This is a genomic window from Bacteroides sp. RCH18 (assembly GCF_058231005.1).
The window spans coordinates 820,734-838,281 of the sequence record NZ_JBIPTC010000001.1 but is presented as its reverse complement, the minus strand read 5'-3'; the positions used below and the strand labels follow the sequence as shown (position 1 = coordinate 838,281).

Annotated in this window: 11 protein-coding genes; 5 read left to right on the top strand and 6 right to left on the bottom strand. The window is 44.9% G+C overall.

Annotated elements, in window-relative coordinates; all coding sequences use genetic code 11:
• Positions 1-85: 85 nt before the first annotated feature.
• Genes ACHLI0_RS03190 through ACHLI0_RS03180 form a run of 3 tightly spaced genes read left to right on the top strand, consistent with a single transcriptional unit; the run spans position 86 to position 5,639 of the window.
• Entirely contained in the window at positions 86-1,348 is a 1,263-nt protein-coding gene (locus ACHLI0_RS03190) for a TolC family protein (RefSeq protein WP_195365059.1), read from the top strand.
• A 55-nt stretch (positions 1,349-1,403) separates the two neighbouring features.
• The gene (locus tag ACHLI0_RS03185; protein WP_490749548.1) at positions 1,404-2,498 is read left to right on the top strand and encodes an efflux RND transporter periplasmic adaptor subunit; all 1,095 of its coding nucleotides are present in this window, start codon (positions 1,404-1,406) and stop codon (positions 2,496-2,498) included.
• Between the two features lie 15 nt (positions 2,499-2,513).
• Positions 2,514-5,639 (top strand): efflux RND transporter permease subunit, encoded by a 3,126-nt coding sequence (locus ACHLI0_RS03180; protein WP_272195294.1) that lies wholly within the window; start codon positions 2,514-2,516, stop codon positions 5,637-5,639.
• A 97-nt stretch (positions 5,640-5,736) separates the two neighbouring features.
• Here the strand turns inward: ACHLI0_RS03180 and ACHLI0_RS03175 are convergent, their stop codons facing one another.
• Positions 5,737-7,068, bottom strand: a complete 1,332-nt coding sequence (locus tag ACHLI0_RS03175) for a sensor histidine kinase (RefSeq protein ID WP_490748427.1) — start codon at positions 7,066-7,068, stop codon at positions 5,737-5,739.
• A gap of 23 nt (positions 7,069-7,091) precedes the next feature.
• A complete protein-coding gene (locus ACHLI0_RS03170) occupies positions 7,092-7,766 on the bottom strand; it encodes a response regulator transcription factor (protein ID WP_490748426.1) in 675 nt (224 codons plus the stop codon).
• A 119-nt stretch (positions 7,767-7,885) separates the two neighbouring features.
• Between ACHLI0_RS03170 and ACHLI0_RS03165 the strand changes: the two genes are divergently transcribed.
• Entirely contained in the window at positions 7,886-9,901 is a 2,016-nt protein-coding gene (locus ACHLI0_RS03165; RefSeq protein ID WP_490748425.1) for a glycoside hydrolase family 97 protein, read from the top strand.
• Positions 9,902-10,061: 160 nt separating this feature from the next.
• Here ACHLI0_RS03165 and ACHLI0_RS03160 read toward each other — a convergent pair whose 3' ends face one another.
• Both ACHLI0_RS03160 and ACHLI0_RS03155 read right to left on the bottom strand, forming a co-directional pair.
• On the bottom strand, positions 10,062-11,726 hold the full coding sequence (locus tag ACHLI0_RS03160; protein WP_055218142.1) for a long-chain fatty acid--CoA ligase: 1,665 nt from the start codon (positions 11,724-11,726) through the stop codon (positions 10,062-10,064).
• A 347-nt stretch (positions 11,727-12,073) separates the two neighbouring features.
• The gene (locus ACHLI0_RS03155; RefSeq protein ID WP_195567891.1) at positions 12,074-13,546 is read right to left on the bottom strand and encodes a potassium/proton antiporter; all 1,473 of its coding nucleotides are present in this window, start codon (positions 13,544-13,546) and stop codon (positions 12,074-12,076) included.
• Positions 13,547-13,714: 168 nt separating this feature from the next.
• On the opposite strand from ACHLI0_RS03155, the gene ACHLI0_RS03150 reads away from it, so the two are divergent.
• The gene (locus ACHLI0_RS03150; RefSeq protein ID WP_074855536.1) at positions 13,715-14,899 is read left to right on the top strand and encodes a uracil-xanthine permease family protein; all 1,185 of its coding nucleotides are present in this window, start codon (positions 13,715-13,717) and stop codon (positions 14,897-14,899) included.
• 147 nt (positions 14,900-15,046) lie between these two features.
• On the opposite strand, the gene hcp is transcribed toward ACHLI0_RS03150, so the two are convergent.
• Complete coding sequence (gene hcp, locus ACHLI0_RS03145; protein ID WP_008761363.1) at positions 15,047-16,678, bottom strand: hydroxylamine reductase; 1,632 nt, start codon at positions 16,676-16,678, stop codon at positions 15,047-15,049.
• Positions 16,679-16,873: 195 nt separating this feature from the next.
• Entirely contained in the window at positions 16,874-17,542 is a 669-nt protein-coding gene (locus ACHLI0_RS03140) for a Crp/Fnr family transcriptional regulator (protein ID WP_490748424.1), read from the bottom strand.
• Between the last annotated feature and the right edge of the window lie 6 nt (positions 17,543-17,548).

Here is a 17,548-nt window from a genome sequence, read left to right as displayed (position 1 = left end):
GCCTTATAATCGCTTTTATCCAGCCTCTACCGTTGCAGAGTTGTACTTTTGTCGGAAAACAAATTAAGGTAACAAAAAGATTGCGATGAACAGAGCATTTTTATTTTTACTATTTCTTCTATTGGCAGGAAAGATGTGTGCGCAACAGGTTGCAGGCACATTGACACTGAAAGAAGCAGAGCAGCGTTTTTTAGAGCGCAATTTATCGTTGATAGCCGAGCGGTACAATATCGACATGGCACAGGCGCAGGTATTACAAGCCAAATTGTTTGAAAATCCGGTCATTTCGCTGGAACAGAATGTCTACAACCGATTGAACGGGAAGTATTTTGATTTTGGAAAAGAAGGGGAAGCTGTTGTTGAAATAGAACAGGTGATCCATCTTGCCGGTCAGCGGAATAAGCAAGTCCGGCTGGAAAAAATCAATAAGGAAATAGCTGAATACCAGTTTGAGGAAGTAATGCGGACGCTCCGTCAGGAATTGAATGAAAAGTTTGTAGAAGTCTACTTTCTTTCTAAATCCATTGCCATCTATGAAAAGGAAGTAAATTCCCTGCAAGTACTTTTGGGCGGAATGAAAGTTCAGCAGGAAAAGGGAAACATCTCTTTAATGGAAATTTCCCGTCTGGAATCGATGCTCTTCTCCTTGAAGAAAGAGAAGAACGAACGGGAGAGTGATTTACTGACTACCAGGGGAGAACTGAATTTATTACTGAACCTTCCGGAAGATACACAAGTTCAACTCTCATTAGACGAAGAAGTACTGCAACAACTGGACCTGTCGCAATTATCATTTGCAGACCTGAAAGCAATCATCAATGAACGGCCCGACCAAAAGATTGCCCGAAGCACAGTGAATGCCTCCCGTGCAAATCTGAAACTACAGAAGTCAATGGCCTTTCCCGAGTTCTCAGTGAAAGGGAATTATGATCGTGTCGGAAACTTTATCAATGACTATTTCGCGATAGGAGTAAGCCTGTCCGTACCTATCTTTAACCGTAATCAGGGAAATATCAAAGCAGCCCGCTTCAGTATCCAGCAGGCGGGAGTGCAGCAGGAATATGCTGCCAATCGTGCCGATATGGAACTCTTCACCGCTTATACATCTCTGGAAAAAGCGACTCAACTCTATCAATCCACTAATATGGACCTGGAACGTAACTTCGAGAAATTGATCACAGGAGTCAATGAGAATTTTACCAGAAAGAATATCAGCCTGCTGGAATTTATCGATTATTATGACAGCTATAAAGAAACCTGCATCCAACTATACGAGATAAAGAAAAACGTATTTCTCGCTATGGAAAACCTGAATACAGTTGTCGGACAAAATGTATTGAACTACTAATAAACCGACCAATATGAAACGATTAAAGATTACAATCCATAAATTATCAAAGACTATGAACTGGAATAAATTCCTTCCTTGTATATTGTTTGGCAGCCTTTTGGGAGCATGCTCCGGAAAAGGAGAACAACCCAAAGTAGAACCGACTACACTATGCCTGACGGACAGCCTGCTGAGAATTGTATCTGTCGATACCGTGCACGTATGTGAAGTGGTAGATGAACTGACATTGAATGGACGGGTCACTTTCAATCAGGATCAGGTGGCAAATGTGTATCCGATGTTCGGAGGAACCGTGACGGAACTGCGTGCCGAAATAGGAGACTTTGTTCACAAAGGAGAAGTGCTGGCAGTGATCCGTAGCGGGGAAGTGGCGGATTATGAGAAACAATTGAAAGAAGCTGAACAACAACTCTTGCTGGCTCGGCGGAATATGGATGCCACACAGGATATGTACACTTCCGGTATGGCATCGGATAAAGATGTACTTCAGGCCAAGCAGGAACTGGCAAGTGCGGAAGCGGAGGAAAGACGAATCAAAGAAATATTCTCCATTTATCACTTCTCCGGAAATGCTTTTTATCAGCTCAAATCTCCCGTATCAGGCTTTATTGTGGAAAAGCAGATCAGCAGGGATATGCAGCTGCGCCCCGATCAGGGAGATGCGCTGTTTACGATTTCCGGTCTGTCCGATGTATGGGTGATGGCGGATGTGTATGAAAGTGATATTAGTAAGGTTTCCGAGGGAGCTGATGTCCGTATCTCGACTTTGGCATATCCGGAAAGGACATTTACAGGTACGATCAACAAGGTCTATCATCTGCTGGACAGTGAAAGCAAGACAATGAGCGTACGCATCAAACTGAAAAACGAGGATTACTTGCTGAAGCCGGGTATGTTTACAAACGTGAGCGTGAAGTGTAAAGCGGAAGATACTTCCATGCCTCGTATCGACTCCCATGCGCTGGTGTTCGAGGGAGAAAAGAATTATGTGGTCACAGTAGAGCCTGACCAGCGTCTGAAGATAAAGGAAGTAGACGTTTACAAACAGTTGAGCAAGGAATGTTATGTCCGTTCCGGTCTTTCCGAAGGAGACAGGGTACTGAATAATAATGTATTGTTAGTGTATAATGCTTTGAATGCGGATTAAAAATCAGAGAATAGTATGCATAAATTCATAGATAATATAGTAGCCTTCTCGCTGAAGAATAAGTTCTTTATATTCTTCTGTACGGTGATTGCGGTTATAGCCGGAGCCGTCTCATTCAAACATACGCCGATAGATGCCTTTCCGGATGTGACAAATACAAAAGTGACGATCATCACGCAATGGGCGGGCCGTAGTGCGGAAGAGGTGGAGAAATTTATCACGATTCCCATTGAGATAGCCATGAATCCCGTACAGAAAAAAACGGATATTCGTTCGACCACTCTTTTCGGACTTTCTGTGATTAATGTAATGTTCGAAGATCGTGTTGATGACTTTACAGCACGTCAGCAAGTCTACAATTTGCTGAATGATGCCGATCTTCCCGAAGGCGTGACTCCCGAAGTACAGCCTTTGTACGGACCTACCGGAGAAATCTATCGCTACACCCTGCGCAGTGACAAACGTAGTGTACGGGATTTGAAAACGATTCAGGATTGGGTGATCGAACGAAATCTCCGTTCGGTATCGGGTGTAGCCGATATTGTCAGTTTTGGTGGCGAGGTGAAAACATTTGAAGTGAGCGTGAATCCTCATCAGCTGATTAATTATGGAATTACCTCTCTCGAACTTTATGACGCGATAGCCAAAAGTAATATCAATGTAGGAGGAGATGTCATCACGAAAAGTTCTCAGGCATACGTAGTCCGGGGAATCGGTTTGATAAACGACCTGGATGAATTGCGAAACATCGTAGTGAAGAACATCAACGGAACGCCGATTCTCGTAAAGAACCTGGCAGATGTTCACGAATCCTGCCTGCCCCGTCTCGGACAAGTGGGACGAATGGATGAGAACGATGTCGTTCAGGGAATTGTGGTGATGCGTAAAGGGGAGAATCCCGGTGAAGTCATTGCAAATCTGAAAGATAAGATAGAAGAACTGAATCAGAATGTACTCCCTAAAGACGTACAGATAGTACCGTTCTATGACCGGGAGGACCTGGTGAATCTGGCGGTAAAAACGGTGACCCATAATCTGATTGAAGGAATATTGCTGGTTACGTTTATTGTGTTAATCTTCATGGCGGATTGGCGGACAACCGTGATTGTTGCGGTGATTATTCCATTAGCTTTGTTATTCGCATTTATTTGTTTACGCGTGATGGGGATGTCTGCCAATCTGCTTTCTATGGGAGCCATTGACTTTGGTATTATTATCGATGGGGCAGTGGTGATGGTGGAAGGTGTGTTTGTTGCTTTGGACAAGAAGGCGAAAGAGGTGGGAATGCCCGCATTCAATGTGATGTCCAAGATGGGACTGATCCGTCATACCGCCAAGGATAAGGCAAAAGCGGTATTTTTCTCCAAACTGATCATCATTACCGCTTTGATTCCTATCTTCTCTTTTCAGAAAGTGGAAGGAAAAATGTTCTCACCTTTGGCATATACATTGGGTTTTGCCTTGCTGGGTGCACTTATTTTCACATTAACGCTGGTTCCCGTCATGTCGTCCATGCTGCTGAAAAAGAATGTACGCGAAAAGAATAACCGCTTTGTCCATTTCATCAATCAAAAGTGCACGGCTCTTTTTGATACCTTCTATGCTCATCGCAAGCTGACTATCGGACTGGCAACCGTGGTTGCAGGAGTCGGTTTATGGCTTTTCTCTTTCCTCGGGACGGAGTTTCTTCCTCAGCTCAACGAAGGTTCGATCTACATCCGTGCTACGCTGCCGCAAAGTATATCGCTGGATGAATCCGTAACGCTGGCAAATAAGATGAGAAAGAAACTATTGACTTTCCCCGAAGTGAGGCAGGTACTGTCTCAAACCGGACGTCCCAACGACGGAACGGATGCAACCGGATTTTATAATATTGAGTTTCACGTAGATATTTATCCGGAGAAAGACTGGGAAAGCAAGCTGACCAAACTGCAGCTTATCGACAAGATGCAGGACGATTTATCCATTTATCCCGGCATTGACTTTAACTTTTCGCAGCCGATTACGGATAATGTGGAAGAAGCGGCTTCCGGTGTAAAAGGTTCTATTGCGGTGAAAGTGTTCGGTAAGGATTTGTACGAATCGGAAAAGCTGGCCGTCCAGATTGATAAGATCTTAAATACCGTGCAGGGAATTGAAGACTTGGGAGTGATTCGCAATATCGGCCAGCCGGAACTTCGTATCGAACTGAACGAACGTCAGTTGGCACGTTATGGAGTGGCTAAGGAAGATGTTCAGTCTATCATTGAAATGGCTATTGGCGGGAAGTCAGCTTCGCTGTTGTATGAGGACGAACGGAAATTTAATATCATGGTGAGGTATAGTGAAGAGTTCCGTCAGAATGAAGAGGAGATAGGTAAGATACTGGTTCCGGCGATGGACGGAACGATGGTGCCTATTAAGGAACTGGCAGATATCACTACGATTACAGGCCCATTATTGATCTTCCGTGACAACCATGCCCGTTTCTGTGCTGTCAAGTTCTCGGTGAGAGGACGGGATATGGGTACGGCAGTTGCCGAAGCGCAGAAAAAGGTAAATGCTTCCGTCCATTTACCGGCGGGATATTCTTTGAAATGGACGGGTGATTTTGAGAATCAGCAGCGTGCTTCGAAACGTCTGGCGCAGGTAGTACCTATTAGCATTGCCATTATTTTCATTATTCTGTTTATTCTCTTCTCTAATGCAAGAGATGCAGGACTGGTATTGCTGAATGTACCGTTTGCTGCCGTGGGAGGTATCGCAGCCCTTCTGATAACGGGTTTCAATTTCTCTATATCGGCGGGTATCGGTTTTATCGCCTTGTTCGGTATCTGCATACAGAATGGCGTTATTATGATTTCCGATATCAAGGCAAATCTGAAACTGGGTTCGCCCTTACAGGAGGCCACTAAAGAAGGAGTCCGATCACGTATCCGCCCTGTGATAATGACGGCGGCTATGGCGGCTATCGGTCTGTTGCCTGCGGCTATGAGTCATGGTATCGGTTCGGAATCACAGCGTCCGCTGGCGATTGTCATTATCGGCGGATTGATAGGAGCGACTTTCTTCGCCCTGTTCATCTTCCCGCTGATTGTGGAAGTAGTGTATGAACGAATGCTATATGATAAAAACGGAAAATTATTGCAAAGACGTATCTAATTCATTTTCTATTCTTTCTATGAAAGAAACGGCATAGATTAAATTTTAATTTCGTTTTCAGTAGGTAGAAGTGAGGAAGGGACAAAAGTCGGTTGAATCAGAAGATCACCCGTACTTTTGTTCCTTTTTCTATTTCCGAAGATATTTCCAGCCTGGCGTTGTAGGCAGATACTATTTTCAGAGTCAGGCTGAGGCCGATGCCCTGACCCGCATAGTCATGTGTGTTGCTGCCCCGATAGAAAGACTGGAATATATGTTCTATTTCTTCCGGAGGAATGCCGATGCCCCGATCTTTTATTTCAAGAACGAGGTGTTGATCTTTACGGCTGAGCGTAATGTCTACTTCCTTTTCTGAATATTTGCAGGCGTTATCGATGATATTCTTTAAAGCTATTTTGAGCAGATAAGGATTGGCCTTTACAGTGGCAGCCTTACCTGTTTCTTCATGATGGAACCGGATTCGTTCGTTCGTTTTTATTAAGTCATTCAGCATATCCGGCAGAGACACTGCCTCCATATTGCTTTTTAAGAGCTCTTCATCCTGACGTGAAAGGAAGAGAAGATGGCGGATCAGATTGGAGATTCGCTTGCTTTCTGACGAGATTCGTTGCAGGGCTTCGATATATTCTCCGGTACTTCTTTCTTTCAGCAGACTGATTTCGCATTCTCCCTGTATGGCGGTTATGGGGTTGTTCAGTTCATGCGAAGCATGGCTGACAAAGGACTTTTCAGCTTTGAAAGCACTGTCCAGACGGTCGAGCATGCTATTCAGTGTTTCGATCATGTCTTCCAGTTCATCGTTGTTTCCGGTCGTCTTTAACCGGCGGTTCAGACTGTTGGCTCGTATCCTCTTCAGCTCCTTCAGTATATGCTGCAGGGGGATAAGAATACGGCCGGAATAGATTTTCCCGACTAAATAAATCAGGATGGAACTGAATAAAACCAGAAAGATGGAGAGAAGCAAGAGGTGTTCTTTGATTTCTGCACCGTACACATTCCGGGACATGACGAGGACGATGAAATTCCCTTCATTATCGGGATAATAAAGGGCGGCTCCCAACTGGTCTTTGTATTTAAAAGAAAAAGGGATGCTGTCTTCACCGGCTATCAGAAGTGCCTGCTGATGCTGGGTCAGATATTTGTTCAGAGTGTCACGGACTTCGGAGAGACTGTCCATATTTAAAAGAATCTCATGAGCTTCAGGCAGGAGTTCGTCATATTTGCGCTGGATAATTTGGTAACTCTGTTCGTCTACTTCGTCTTTTTCCCAGTGCTTTTGTGCGGTCAGATATGCTTTTTCACGAAGGTAGGAGGCATAGAGTTTATTGATAAACTGTGTGCTGAAAAGATAGAATACGGCAATAATGATGATAGTTGTCAGTACACTGAGCAACGTATAGAAGAGAGCTATTTTAGAACCTATTTTCATACACGGATTTATTTGATGGATGTTCAGGCATTCATGATATATCCTAATCCTACTACCGTATGAATCAGTTTCTTGTCGAAGTCACGGTCTATCTTTACCCGCAGATAATTGACGTATACGTCTACGATGTTGGTATTCGTATCAAAGTTCTTGTCCCATACGTCTTTGAGCAGCGTAATGCGTGACAAGGCTACCCCCTGGTGAGTCATGAAATATTCGAGCAGGCGGTATTCTTTTACGGTGAGATCGATATCCGCATCACCTCTTTTTGCCCGTCTGGTGTTACAGTCCAATACCAGATTGTCGCAAGTCAGTTGATTGGTTACAGCCTCCTTGTTTCGTCGCAGCAGCGCCTTGATACGTGCTTCCAGTTCCTGAAAACTGAAAGGCTTGACGAGATAATCGTCTGCTCCTGCATCCAGTCCTTTTACAATGTCCTCTGTAGTGCCTAAAGCCGTCAGCATAATGACCGGTGTCTGGTAACCGAACATCTGCCGATAGAGATGACAAAGTTCGAGCCCGTTTATTTTCGGCATGATAATATCCAGAATTACAAGGTCGAAAGGTGCTTCCTGAAGGATTCTCCAACCCGTATTTCCGTCATGACAGACTGTTACCGAATGTCCGAACTCTTTCAGTCCCCGTTCGATAAAGGAGGCGATATTGACTTCATCTTCTGCTAATAGTATTTTTGCCATAAATCTACATTGTTTAGATGCAAAGATACTTTTTCTTTGCATCCGAAGAAAGAAAAACGGCATACATTTAAGTGTTTCTCCTTTCTGAACTGTATTATATATAAACAGACGATTATACTATGAAAGTAAAACATTTAGTTGGAGCTTTTCTGTGTGTGCTGGGATGCTATGCTTGTAGTAGCCCGAAAACAGAGGTCCAGTCACCGGACGGACATATCAAGATGACATTGACAGTAGACGAAAACGGCAAACCGTTTTATAATGTGTCGGTGGATGACTCCCTCTTGATAGAAAATTCAGCCATGGGCTTTACGGCGGCTAACGGCATCATTCTGGGAGAAGGTTTTCAGGTGAAGAACACGACTTTCAGCAGTGAAGACGAAACTTGGACACAGCCGTGGGGAGAGAATAAAAAGAACCGGAATCATTATAACGAAATGGCAGTCAATCTGACAAATGAAGATCATGTACAACTGACGCTTCGTTTTCGTGTATTTGATGATGGAATCGGTTTCCGCTATGAATACACGGTGCCGACTGTAGATTCTTTATTGATTACCGACGAACTGACTACTTTCCGTTTTCATCGTGACGGAACTTCGTGGTCGATTCCCGCCAGTGCCGAAACATATGAACTACTCTATCAACAACAACCGATTTCCGAAGTGGAAACGGCCAATACACCTTTTACATTCAAGACTGCGGATGGAGTTTACGGAAGTATACACGAAGCCGCTTTGTATGATTTCCCGGAAATGACTCTGAAGCAAATCGGCCATTATACATTGAAAGCGGAACTTGCCCCGTGGCCTGACGGCATTAAGGCGCGTAAGGGAAATCACTTCACGACCTCATGGCGCACCGTACAGATCGCACCGGAAGCTGTCGGTTTGATCAACTCTTCGCTGATTCTGAATCTGAATGATCCTTGCGTACTGGAAACTACGGACTGGATTCGCCCGCTGAAATATGTAGGAGTGTGGTGGGGGATGCATCTCGGCGTAGAAACCTGGAAGATGGACGAACGTCACGGAGCTACTACTGCCAATGCAAAGAAATACATAGATTTTGCCGCAGCCAATCATATCGAAGCTGTCCTGTTCGAAGGTTGGAACGAAGGTTGGGAAAGTTGGGGCGGTATGCAGAGCTTTGATTTCACCAAGCCATACGCGGATTTCAATATTGATGAAATCGTACGTTATGCCAAAGAGAAAGGTGTTGAAATCATGGGACATCATGAGACCGGAGGGAATATTCCTAACTATGAACGTCAGATGGATCATGCCATGCAATGGTATACCGATCATGGTATCCACATCCTAAAGACAGGGTATGCAGGCGCATTTCCGGATGGATATCTGCATCATAGCCAATACGGTGTCAATCACTATCAACGGGTAGTGGAAACTGCCGCCCGTCATAAAATGACTCTGGATGCACACGAACCGATCAAAGATACCGGTATCCGTCGTACATGGCCGAATATGATGACACGCGAGGGGGCAAGAGGCATGGAATGGAATGCGTGGAGTGAAGGCAATCCTCCTTCTCATCACGTGATGTTACCGTTCACCCGCCTGCTGTCCGGTCCGATGGATTATACGCCGGGAACTTTTGATATTCTGTTCTTGAAAACGAAGGATTCTCCGCGCCGACAGAAGTGGAACGATCAGGATAAAGGCAATAGCCGTGTGAATACGACACTGGCTAAACAACTGGCTAATTGGGTAATCCTGTATTCTCCTTTGCAGATGGCTTCGGATATGATCGAGCATTATGAAGGACATCCGGCATTCCAGTTCTTCCGTGATTTCGATCCGGATTGTGATGAATCGAAAGCACTGGCAGGAGAACCGGGAGAGTTCATAGCAGTGGTACGTAAAGCAAAAGGCAATTATTTCCTGGGAGCAGCTACCAATGAAACTCCCCGTACTTTAGAAGTAAAACTGGACTTCCTGGAACCGGGCAAGCAGTATAAAGCTGTCATCTATGCGGATGGCGAAAAGGCTGACTGGAAAACGAATCCTACCGATTATAAGATTACGGAACAGATTGTAACATCAGAAAATACGTTGAGTATACGGATGGCTCCCGGAGGCGGGCAGGCTGTTTCGTTTATAATAAGTAATAGGTAGTAAGTAATAGGTAATAAGTGAGGATGTTAAAGGAGAAAGATTGTCGGAGGATAACAAGATAAAATTAAGTTGGTTAGGTTAGACTGAAAAAACGGTGGACAGAGTTTTGATACCTGTTCACCGTTTTTGTTTTTATTGAGTATGGTTTTGAAAGGATGTGTTATCCTTTCGCTTCCTGATACATAAAGCGTTTGATTGATTTCTTCGCAGTCTTTTCAAATTCCTCGAAGTGGATTTTGACTTTGCTTATCTGAGAATAATTGGGAAGCTGCTGATTCAGTTCAATACGATTGGCTTCCATAACTTTTATGATATCGGTCTGTTGCAAGCCATGGGCAAAAGCATCGTCAAAGTCCGGATAAATCAGTGCGACCAACTTGTCGTGCTGCAAAACGATCAGTGACTCGGCAACATATGGCATATTATTCAGTTTGCTTTCTATCTCTTCCGGATAGATATTCTGTCCGCTGGAAGTCAGAAGCAGATTCTTGCTACGACCGCGAACTGTCACATATCCTTCGTCGTCGATTGTCCCTAAATCACCCGTGTGAAGCCATCCGTTGGCATCGATAATTTGTGCCGTCGCTTCCGGATTTTTATAATATCCCAGCATCATATTCATTCCCCTGCATACGATTTCTCCGGCATGTGTTTTAGGGTCGGGCGAGTCGATGCGGACTTCCATTCGGGTGGTTGCCTTGCCGCAGGAAGCCAATTTCAGTGTTTCCCAACGGCTGGAGCAAATAATCGGGCCACATTCGGTCATACCGTAAGCGAGGGTGTAAGGAAAGCCTATCTTTTTGAGGAACGCTTCTACTTCGGCATTGAAAGGAGCACCGCCGATAATGATTTCATCGAAGTTCCCACCGAAGATTTCCATAGCAGCCTGTCGCGCCAACGATTTGATTTTATCGTTTACAATGGGTACTTTAAGCAATAGTTTTCCGATTTTGCTGTCCACTCTCGGAAGAATATCTTTTTTGATAATTTTCTCTACGATCAAAGGTACACAGGAGATCACTCTTGGCTTTATTTCTGCAAAAGACTGCGCAATAATCTTCGGAGACGGCATACGTGTCAGGAAGTAAATATGCGCTCCGGCAGAGAAACCATATAAGAAATCGTACACCATGCCGAATACATGACCCATCGGAAGCATGGAAACGATGTGATCACCCGCTTTCACGGGAAGCATCTCGAAACAGTATGCCACGTTCGACCAAATACTGCGATAGGGGAGCATGACTCCTTTGGAATATCCGGTAGTGCCGGAGGTATAATTGATGATAGCCAGTTCTTCCGGACGGTCCTTCCGGTAACAGATATGTTCGGGGCGGAAATTCTTCGGATAACGCTGACCGTAAATTGCGTTCCGGTGTTCGAAGGCGTAAGTCAGTTTCTCGTTGCGCGATACCAATGCAGTGAAATCGGTGAGTGAAGCGATACCTTCCAATAGTGGCATTGCGTCTTCATTCAGATTTTCCCATGCCTGATCGCCGACAAAGAGTAACTTGGCTTCGGAGTGATTGACGATATTGTGAATATTATCCGCTTTGAACTCATGCAGAATAGGAACGATGACGGCTCCGTAAGTGATAGTGGCTAAGAAGGTGACTCCCCAATGGGCACTGTTCCGGCCGCAGACTGCTATTTTATCTCCCGGCTGGATACCGGCACTTTCCAATACAATGTGAAACTTGGCTATCTTACGCGCTACATCCTTATATTGAAGCGTGATTCCTTTGTAGTCTGTCAATGCATCTTTATCCCAGTTTTTAATGATGCTCTGTTCAATATAATCAATGAACTGATGTTCTTGTTCCATTCGATTTTTGCACATTTGATTTAAAATTGCGCAAAAATAACATTTCATTAACGGAAACCGAAGTTTATAATTAAGTTTTACGGTTAATTAACGGGGGAGGAAAAGCTGACTAAAAAGTCAGTAGTACCTTAAATGAGGCTGACTAAAAAGTCGGTAGTATCTTGAATCTCCTCCTTCGGGAAGGAGGAGTCCCCGTAGGGGGAGGTGGTAGGTGAACACATAACTCTGTTGTTTACAATAGAATAGGAATAAACCTTATTTTACCTACCACCCCGGCTTTCAGCCACCCTTCCCGAAAGGAGGGGAATTGGAGATACTATTGACTTTTTAGTCAGTCCCTATAAACATCAGGATTCGCTGTTGTCTTCCTCGTCCTCTTTGGGCTTTTCGGAGATGAGCAGTAATTTATCGTTCACATGCAGTTTCAGCGTTCCGTTCGGTATCAGGAACTCATCCCCACGTTTCACAATCATTACCAGCGTGCCTTTGGGGAGATTCATATCTTTTAGCGTATCTGCCTCTTCCAGCATTTCCTGAGTGATAGTCATATCTTTGAGGTCTGTATCAATCTCTTCCGGAAGTTCTACTCCGAAATCATTCCCCGTCTTTTCCAGCGGTTTGGACAGATGTAACAGGCGGGCAACGAAAGAAACCGTTGTTCCCTGCACTACCAGTGAAACGATTGTGATGAAGAATACGACATTAAAGATAATATTCGATCCTTCGACTCCTGCAACCACCGGATAAGTGGCGAAGATAATGGGAACTGCTCCACGCAATCCTACCCAGGAGACGAACAGCCGCGATTTCATTGTTATCTTCCGGAACGGAAGCAAACAGAGGAATACACTCAACGGGCGACCGATCACAATCATGAAGACACCGATCAATAGTGCTACTGCTGCAACTTCCAGCATTTCATGAGGATTAACGAGAAGTCCGAGGCAGAGGAACATGATGATCTGGAACAACCAGGTAAGTCCGTCCATGAACGTATAAATGTCTTTGCGGTGCATGATCTTGTTGTTTCCTACCATGATACCTGCGATATATACGGCAAGGTAACCATTTCCTTTTAGTAAATCAGTGATAGAGAAGGTGAAGAAAACAAACGCCAGCAACAGGATAGGATACAACGCCTGATTGTCGATGTTGAGCTTGTTCAGCATACGGATAGCCAGTTTTCCGAGTACGTATCCGGCAGCCGCGCCGACTATAAACTGAATGATGAAAGAAGCGGCGATAGCCCCGACACCCATACCTGCCGATTGGATAAACTGTATCAGGACAATGGTGAGCATGTATGCCATCGGGTCGTTACTTCCACTTTCCAGCTCCAGCATGGGGCGGAGGTTGTGTTTCAGATTCATCTTCTGCGAACGCAGGATGGCGAACACCGAAGCCGAATCCGTAGAGGACATGGTAGATGCCAGTAGCAATGACGTGGTGATAGGCAGATAGATATTCGTCCAACTCATTCCGGACAGCCACCAGATAAATAATCCGGTGAAAAGAGCGGTTAGTAGAACTCCGACGGTAGAAAGCACGATACCTGGACCTAAAATGGGTTTGATTTCTCTGAATTTCGTATCCATACCTCCCGAAAACAGGATGATGCTCAAGGCAACCATACCGATGAATTGCGCATCTTTTGCGTCATGAAACTGGAGTCCGAGTCCGTCACTTCCGAACAACATTCCTACTACGAGGAACAGTAATAAGGTGGGCACTCCGAAGCGATATCCTGTTTTTCCGACAACGATGCTAACGAAAAGTAAGATAGAACCAATTAGTAGAGTGTTTTCTGCTGTAAATATCATAGGCAATATATTATTAAGTTATTAAATGTGTCGTATTAGGTCTCACCGTGCGAAGTTACACATTATTTAAAACAAATAAAGACTCTTTTTGGATGTATTTTTGTGAAAAAAGGTAGTTAAATTGTCTAAAAAGATTAATTTTGCACTCAATTAATCTACATCATACTTATGGATTCAAACAATCTTACTCCTTTACGCAAAGGAGTGGTAGGAGTACAATTCTTGTTTGTAGCTTTCGGAGCTACGGTGCTCGTGCCGCTCTTAGTGGGGCTTGACCCTTCTACCGCCTTGTTCACAGCCGGCATTGGTACACTCATTTTTCATGCGGTTACCCGAGGGAAAGTGCCTATCTTTTTAGGAAGTAGTTTTGCATTTATTGCCCCGATAATAAAAGCGACAGAACTTTACGGATTGCCGGGTACTTTGTCCGGAATGGTGGGTGTCGCATTGGTTTATTTTGTAATGAGCGCGCTGGTCAAATGGCAAGGGGTGAAGGTGATTGAACGTCTGTTTCCTCCGGTGGTCATTGGGCCGGTTATTATTCTGATCGGTTTGTCACTCGCGGGGACAGGAGTAAATATGGCGAAGGAGAACTGGGTGCTGGCCTTGTTGTCGCTGGTTACGGCAGTCGTTGTTTCGATGAAAGCGAAAGGACTTTTGAAGTTGATTCCCATCTTTTGCGGTATCATTGTCGGTTATCTGGCGGCATGGCTTTTCTATGATCTGGATTTGTCCGGTGTCAGGGATGCGGCATGGATCGGGCTGCCGCAGTTCGTGTTTCCCAAGTTCTCATGGGAGCCGATACTGTTTATGATTCCGGTAGCTATTGCTCCGGTGATAGAGCATATCGGAGATGTATACGTAGTCAATACAGTTACAGGAAAAGACTTCGTGAAAGATCCCGGTCTGCATCGTACGTTGTTGGGCGATGGGCTGGCTTGCTGCTTTGCCGGATTGGTCGGCGGTCCTCCGGTGACGACTTATTCGGAGGTGACGGGTGCGATGTCATTAACGAAGATCACCAATCCGCAAGTCATCCGGATTGCTGCCATATCCGCTATCTTATTCTCCGTTGTCGGTAAAATCAGTGCGTTGCTGAAATCCATTCCAAGTGCGGTACTGGGGGGAATTATGCTTTTGCTGTTCGGAACCATCGCTTGTGCCGGAATAGGTAATCTGGTGAATAACTGCATTGATCTGAGCCGTACAAGAAACATCATCATTGTCTCTCTGACATTGACTGTCGGTATTGGCGGAGCTGTTCTCACGTGGGGAGACTTTTCATTATCCGGCATCGGACTGGCCGCTTTGGTCGGAGTACTTCTCAATTTGATATTACCGAAGGACGATTGACTCTGTTCTTGAAATAATCAGGACTGTGTCCAGGTTAATAGTAACTAAACTAGGACCGACTTTTAATCAGCCCCAGTTTAGTTACTATTGACACCCCTCCTTTTTATATTTAATAGTTAAGGCTTAGAATGTATATACGTCTTGTGTTTATGACAAGAACTTCATAATATCTTCGTCTGCGGTACTGATGCCACCGATTCCGAATTGTTCGATCAATACATTTTTTACGTTCGGTGAAAGGAAGGCTGGAAGAGTAGGTCCCAGATGAATATTCTTCACTCCCAGTGCCAGCAATGCCAGCAATACGATCACCGCTTTCTGTTCGTACCATGCGATGTTATATACGATAGGAAGTTTGTTGACGTCGTCCAATCCGAATACTTCTTTCAGTTTCAGTGCGATGACAGCCAGTGAGTAGCTGTCGTTACATTGTCCTGCATCCAATACCCGGGGAATGCCGTTAATATCACCTAAAGCCAGTTTGTTGTATCTGTATTTAGCGCAACCGGCAGTCAGGATGACTGTATCTTTCGGAAGTTTCTCGGCAAATTCGGTATAATATTCACGACTCTTCATACGTCCGTCACATCCTGCCATAACGAAGAATTTGCGGATCGCTCCGCTTTTCACGGCTTCTACTACCTTATCCGCCAAAGCTACTACCTGTGCATGGGCAAAACCTCCGATCAACGTTCCGCTTTCGATGGCCGTCGGCGGTTGACATTGCTTGGCATGTGCAATCAGTGCGGAGAAATCTTTCGGTTTTCCGTCTTTGCGTTCGGGGATGTAATGTGCTCCCTCCAGTCCGCAGGCTCCGGTGATGTAGATACGGTCTTTGTAAGAAGCGTTGGCACGCGGAGGAACGATGCAGTTACTGGTAAACAGGATCGGTCCGTTGAAACTTTCAAACTCTTCTTTCTGTTTCCACCAGGCATTTCCGTAGTTTCCTGCCAGATGCTTGTATTTTTTCAGTTGGGGATAATAATGTGCGGGGAGCATTTCACTGTGAGTGTAAATGTCTATACCTGTTCCTTCGGTCTGTTCCAGCAATTCTTCGAGGTCTTTCAGGTCATGACCGCTGATAAGGATACCGGGATTATTGCGGACACCTAGATTCACTTCCGATATTTCCGGATTTCCGTAGCTGTTTGTATTGGCGGCATCCAGTTGTGCCATGGCGGAAACTCCGTGCTTGCCTGTTGCCAGAGTAAGCTGAACCAGTTCTTCCATCGTAATATCATTGCGGGTGAGTTCGGCCAATGCACTTTGCATAAAGGCGAAGATTTCCGGCGACTGGTATCCAAGGTTATGCGCATGCTCAACGTAAGCCGCCATACCTTTCAGTCCGTAGTGTACCAGTTCTTTCAGCGAACGGATATCTTCGTCGGGTGTGCGAAGTACTCCTACTGTCCTGGCTTTCTCTTCAAACTCATCTTCATTTCCATCCCAAAGACATTCGTCGGGAGCATTTGCAATGGTTACTTTGCTGGCAAGTTCGTTTTTCAGTTGTAGTCCTTCTTTTATTTTTCTGATGATGGCCGCTTTGTCAAAATTGGCGTTAGTGATGGTGATGAACAGGGCATCGTAGATAAATTTGTCTGCTTCTTCGGAAGGATGTCCTTCCCGGCGCAGATGTTCGTTGTAAACGGCGATTCCTCGTACTACAAAGAGCAGCAGGTCTTGCAGGTTAGCCACTTCGGATGTTTTTCCGCATACTCCTTTTAAGGTACAGCCTGTACCCATTGCGGTCTCTTGACATTGATAACAGAACATACTCATAACTTTTACGTTTTAATTAGTTTTCTTGATGATGAACGCAAAAGTAGGGGGAAAGTTTGAGGTAAGTTTGTAACCAATGTTACATTGGGCGAAAAAATCGGATGCTATGAGCTAAATTATATTAGCTATAATCATATTCCGATTAGCTATAATGAAAACAAGATTAGCTATAATGAAACCGGAGTGAACTCTTGATCATTGAATCAGCCGGATCAGCCATTCTTTCTGTAAGATAGTAATCTGTTTCCGGTCGGCTATGATCATACCGTCTTCCTGCATGTGCGACAGTTCACGTGCCAGAGAAGGACGGGAGACACCGAAGTAATCGCTCAGTTCCTGTTGCGAGCGGTCGAGGGTGATCTGTAGCTGTTGCTGCTGTTTGTATAACCGTAGCAGATAAGATGCTATCTTTTGCCGGATAGTCTTGAAGGACATAAAGAAAAGCTTATCCGATAGGGTGCGGGCATAATTGGCGGATAGATTCATATAATTCTCCAGAAACTGCTCGTTCCTACGGAAAAGCTCCAGTACGCTGGCTTTGGGGATTTCGATTACCTCCGTTGGTTCGTTGGCGGTCACTTCTACCGGAAAGCGATTCTCTTCTCCGAAAAGGAAAAGAGGGGCAAGGGCTCTTGGTGCGGCAATGTCTTCTACTTTGATGAGTCGTCCGGAATAGTCTATCATTTCGCCACGGACACTTCCTTTGGTCAGTATCACGAGACGATTGCACACATCTCCCTGTCGTGCTAGTATTTCTCCTTTTTTATAAGATCGGGTGTGGAAACTAATCTCTTCCAGATTGGCGGATAACTTCTCCGGAGTAATCCCCCGAAACAATGGATTATTGATGAGTGCAGGTGTCATAGGCTA

What these genes read in the sequence shown, in the direction of transcription:
- ACHLI0_RS03190 (WP_195365059.1), top strand. Translation starts at nt 86, where the DNA reads ATGAACAGAGCATTTTTATTTTTACTATTTCTTCTATTGGCAGGAAAG.
- ACHLI0_RS03185 (WP_490749548.1), top strand. Translation starts at nt 1,404, where the DNA reads ATGAACTGGAATAAATTCCTTCCTTGTATATTGTTTGGCAGCCTTTTG.
- ACHLI0_RS03180 (WP_272195294.1), top strand. Translation starts at nt 2,514, where the DNA reads ATGCATAAATTCATAGATAATATAGTAGCCTTCTCGCTGAAGAATAAG.
- ACHLI0_RS03175 (WP_490748427.1), bottom strand. Translation starts at nt 7,068, where the DNA reads ATGAAAATAGGTTCTAAAATAGCTCTCTTCTATACGTTGCTCAGTGTA.
- ACHLI0_RS03170 (WP_490748426.1), bottom strand. Translation starts at nt 7,766, where the DNA reads ATGGCAAAAATACTATTAGCAGAAGATGAAGTCAATATCGCCTCCTTT.
- ACHLI0_RS03165 (WP_490748425.1), top strand. Translation starts at nt 7,886, where the DNA reads ATGAAAGTAAAACATTTAGTTGGAGCTTTTCTGTGTGTGCTGGGATGC.
- ACHLI0_RS03160 (WP_055218142.1), bottom strand. Translation starts at nt 11,726, where the DNA reads ATGGAACAAGAACATCAGTTCATTGATTATATTGAACAGAGCATCATT.
- ACHLI0_RS03155 (WP_195567891.1), bottom strand. Translation starts at nt 13,546, where the DNA reads ATGATATTTACAGCAGAAAACACTCTACTAATTGGTTCTATCTTACTT.
- ACHLI0_RS03150 (WP_074855536.1), top strand. Translation starts at nt 13,715, where the DNA reads ATGGATTCAAACAATCTTACTCCTTTACGCAAAGGAGTGGTAGGAGTA.
- hcp (WP_008761363.1), bottom strand. Translation starts at nt 16,678, where the DNA reads ATGAGTATGTTCTGTTATCAATGTCAAGAGACCGCAATGGGTACAGGC.
- ACHLI0_RS03140 (WP_490748424.1), bottom strand. Translation starts at nt 17,542, where the DNA reads ATGACACCTGCACTCATCAATAATCCATTGTTTCGGGGGATTACTCCG.